Below are 3,683 nucleotides of genomic sequence, written 5' to 3' on the forward strand. Positions count from 1 at the left end.
ACATTATGGCTTTTATGGATGTATTGACTCATGGAGCATTGTAAAGCATTCTATGCGGACGCGGAGCAAGCTCCGGGGAATGTACCCGTCCGCGATTCAAATCGTCCGTACAGTTGGCGATGCCTTGCAAACGAGGGAGCCTGACGATTGAACTACGTAGCTCCTAAAGAAAAAGAAGTCAGATCATCCTTCAAATACTCCATCCATTCCAATAATTTGAACTGTTTGGATTATGAAGATTCATTACGCGAATAATATTACTCCTGTTTTCGTGATAAGAATACGCCCCTAAATTAAAATAATCATTTTCATGACATTGCGTTAATGACATTAACATACTTTTTAAATTATCAAAAACAGACAACAATGGCTCAGGTTTACCAATAAATCCTATTCTGTCTCTTAGACGAATATAAACAGAAGATTCATTCCCATCTTCAAGATCTATCCACATTTCTTTCCCGTCATAATCCATTAATACACAAAAAAGATCCTTGACATCATGTTCACTCATAAATTTTGAAATATCTATATCTGACGCTCCATTGAAACGATATTGATCAGCGAACATTTGACTTTTTTCAGGATGAATAGACATTTCAACCGCTTTATGTAAAGACAAGAAAACGAAACCGTCAAATATATCACATTCTTCTTGTTCTGAATCATTCATTCCATTTGCCCATTGATACATTTCCTTAAGATCTTTCGGAAGTGTATGGCCTATTGCCACTTCAGCATTACGAATATCTGAATTGTTACATGGAGGATTAAATATATTTTCTAAATCTCCAAATTTACTATAAATTACCTGACTGAATCGATCTATTTCTGTTTTCATGGTACTATCGTCACCTTAAATTCATTGTAACTTAATAAAGTCCAAGACAATCCTTTTTCTCGTATGGTTTTCAAATAAAAAGCACTCAAATCTGCTCCTCCTGATTCATTATGAGATCGAAGAATCCATTTAAAACTTGGTCCTGTATCATTATTGTATCTGCCGTTATTTGTGGAATCTCCTGAATTTTTAGATCCCGGTCCAGGATACAATACATCTATTGTTGAGGCAAACGGATATTCATCTAGCTGCTGCTGAGGTGTATGGTTCATTCGGGATTTTTCTCCTGCCCAGTACGTTCTCCGAGCAATTTTTCGGCGGCCATATTTTTGACTTCCCAACAGCTCATCGCCCCTGGAAGATACAATAATATATTATGATGTCCTTCCTTTTCAATTGCTTCAATAATATGACCAGTATATTCTGATATATCAACAGAAGCAGGCAGGTAACGTGACCTACCAGATCGACTCACTTCGTACACTGGTAGATCTGCGTCGTTTTTTTGATCTTCTCTAGTAACAATTCGAGTTATTACATGCCTTGCTATGTTAGTAATTTGAGAAATGGTATATATAATCCCTAAATAAGCCGAAACCGTCATTGTTTCCTTACCTACAGAACTAGATGTATTTAAAAATGCAGTTGCTTGTATTCCAAATATTGAGTGTTCTCCGAATTTCCCTGATGGGTCAACTTCATTGACTGAATCTTGATAAGCATAAAAATATCTGTGTTGAGAATCCGGATTTTTATTCTTACCTATTTCAGGATCCTCGCCAATAAACCTTCCCAATCCCGGCTGGTAATACCTAGCACGGTTAAAGTACAGCCCCTCTCCCGCGTTGAAGGCAGGCGAACCACTCCAGTTCGCACCACCCCAACCACTACCCCCATCCCACTGCTGACCATTCAGGAAGAAGCCAGGCCCAGCAACCGCACGGCCACCGCCCGGAACCACGCGATACGGAATCCCGAAGGCATCGGCATACCCGAACTCATCCACCACAGTGCCAAAGTCGTCCACCAGCATCCGCGTGCTGCCAAGACCATCAAAAGACGCAGAGCCAAGCGTCGGCGGGCCGTTGATGGGCATCTGGTACTTGAAGTAGTGCAGACGATCCAGCCCGATGTCGTAGCGGTAGATCAGCGCGTTGCCGTCGAGCGGAGTGCCCGCGCCATCTGTGATCCAGGTCTTCTCCTGAATTACTTCGGCGTAGGGCTGGCTGGTGTCCACAAGGTACTCGTGGTTTTCATGCGGGGCGCTCTGCATCGGTGCAGGAGCGTGGACGGGCCGAGGCGAGGCGAGCGCGGGGGCAAGGCTCTGGAGCAAGAGTGTCCAGGCAAGAAAGAGCGAGAGCCAGCGCGACGAAGCCATAAGCTGACGTATCGTACCCTAAACCACCCTCTTCCTCACTAGGAACGAGCGGGAAACAGGAAGAGGGTCGGCGAAGCTGGGGAAATGGCCGCAGGGCGGGGAGAGGGCGCTACAGCAGACTCATCGGGTCGAGGTCAATGGTCATCCCGGAGCGATCCGATGCGCTCAGCGAGAGCATTCCCTTGCGGACGTAGCCACGGAGCGCGTCGCCATCGGTGCACTTGAGCAGAAGATGCCAGCGGAACTTGCCACGAAGTCTTGAGAGCGGGCACGGGGCGGGACCGAGGACTTTAAGGCCGTCGCAGTTCTCTAAACGATTGGCGAGAGCGCGTAGACGAACCTCGGGGAGCCGCTCGTCTTCGTCCTGAGCGATAATATTGGCGAGCCGTGCAAACGGGGGGTAGCCTAGCTCCTCACGAAACGCGATCTCGCGCTTGTAGAACAGCTCGTAGTCGTGCTCGGCGGCGGCAGTGATGGACTCGTGCTCGGGATTAAAGCTTTGAACAACCACGTGACCGGGTTTGCGCCCGCGCCCCGCCCGGCCCGCCACCTGCGTGAGAAGCTGAAAGGCGCGCTCACTGGCTCTAAAATCCGGCAGATTGAGTGCGGTATCGGCGGAGATCACGCCCACCAGCGTGACACCGGCAAAATCCAGCCCCTTGGCGACCATCTGTGTTCCGATCAGGATATCCGCCTCGCCGCTACGAAACTGCCGTAGCATCTTCATGTGGGCGTTTTTCTCCTGGGTCGTGTCCCGATCCATACGAATCACACGGGCCGTTGGGAACGCTTTCTTGATCTCCTCCTCGATCTTCTCGGTGCCGATTCCAAACGGACGCAGGCGGTTGCCGCCGCACTTGGGACACATATCAGGCGCGGGGCGCTCGTAGTTGCAGTGGTGGCAGACAAGCCGTGCCGAGCGCTGATGATAGGTCAGCGAGACCTCACAGTGCGGGCAGCGCGTGGTGTAGCCGCAGTCTCGACAGAGCAAGAACATCGAGAAACCGCGTCGGTTCAGAAAGAGAATGGTCTGCTCGCGCTTTTCCAGGCGCTGCGTGATCCCCTCCAAAAGCTGCGGGGCGAAGAGCGCGGGCTGGTTTTTCTTGAAACCTTCGCGCAGATCCACAATCTCGACACTGGGCAGAGGGCGGGAGAGGGCGCGCTCGCGGAGTGGCAGGAAGCCGTACTCGCCTTTTTCGGCCTTGTAGAATGTCTCCACCGACGGTGTCGCGGAGCCCAGAATCACGGTAGCGCCGGTGGCACGGGCGCGGGCAATCGCCACCTCGCGGGCGTGGTAGCGGGGGGCGGGCTGGTCTTGCTTGTAGCTGCCCTCATGCTCCTCGTCCACCACCACTAAACCGACATTGGGGAGCGGGCAGAAGATCGCCGAGCGCGCCCCGACCACCACATCCGCCTCGCCGCGTGCGATCCGCTGCCACTCATCGCGCCGCTCGCCCAGGGAGA

5 protein-coding genes are annotated in these 3,683 nt (G+C 50.8%); 1 reads left to right on the forward strand and 4 read right to left on the reverse strand.

The features are described 5' to 3' along the window. Positions 1–190: 190 nt before the first annotated feature. The 3 genes from ACH2EH_RS16745 to ACH2EH_RS16755 are packed head-to-tail and all read right to left on the reverse strand — an operon-like array spanning position 191 to position 2,078. On the reverse strand, positions 191–841 hold the full coding sequence (locus ACH2EH_RS16745; protein WP_395143338.1) for an SMI1/KNR4 family protein: 651 nt from the start codon (positions 839–841) through the stop codon (positions 191–193). Continuing rightward, positions 838–1,113 (reverse strand): hypothetical protein, encoded by a 276-nt coding sequence (locus tag ACH2EH_RS16750; RefSeq protein WP_395143340.1) that lies wholly within the window; start codon positions 1,111–1,113, stop codon positions 838–840. The genes ACH2EH_RS16745 and ACH2EH_RS16750 overlap by 4 nt, the downstream gene beginning before the upstream one ends. Beyond that, the gene (locus tag ACH2EH_RS16755; protein ID WP_395143342.1) at positions 1,110–2,078 is read right to left on the reverse strand and encodes an RHS repeat-associated core domain-containing protein; all 969 of its coding nucleotides are present in this window, start codon (positions 2,076–2,078) and stop codon (positions 1,110–1,112) included. The genes ACH2EH_RS16750 and ACH2EH_RS16755 overlap by 4 nt, the downstream gene beginning before the upstream one ends. On the opposite strand from ACH2EH_RS16755, the gene ACH2EH_RS16760 reads away from it, so the two are divergent. Continuing rightward, complete coding sequence (locus ACH2EH_RS16760; protein ID WP_395143344.1) at positions 2,071–2,226, forward strand: hypothetical protein; 156 nt, start codon at positions 2,071–2,073, stop codon at positions 2,224–2,226. The two genes, ACH2EH_RS16755 and ACH2EH_RS16760, sit on opposite strands and share 8 nt — an antisense overlap. A gap of 102 nt (positions 2,227–2,328) precedes the next feature. Here the strand turns inward: ACH2EH_RS16760 and priA are convergent. Beyond that, positions 2,329–3,683, reverse strand: a 1,355-nt coding sequence (gene priA / locus ACH2EH_RS16765; RefSeq protein ID WP_395143346.1) for a primosomal protein N', incomplete at its 5' end; no start/stop codon positions are given.

It is taken from the genome of Armatimonas sp., from assembly GCF_043760365.1.
Taxonomy (GTDB): domain Bacteria; phylum Armatimonadota; class Armatimonadia; order Armatimonadales; family Armatimonadaceae; genus Armatimonas.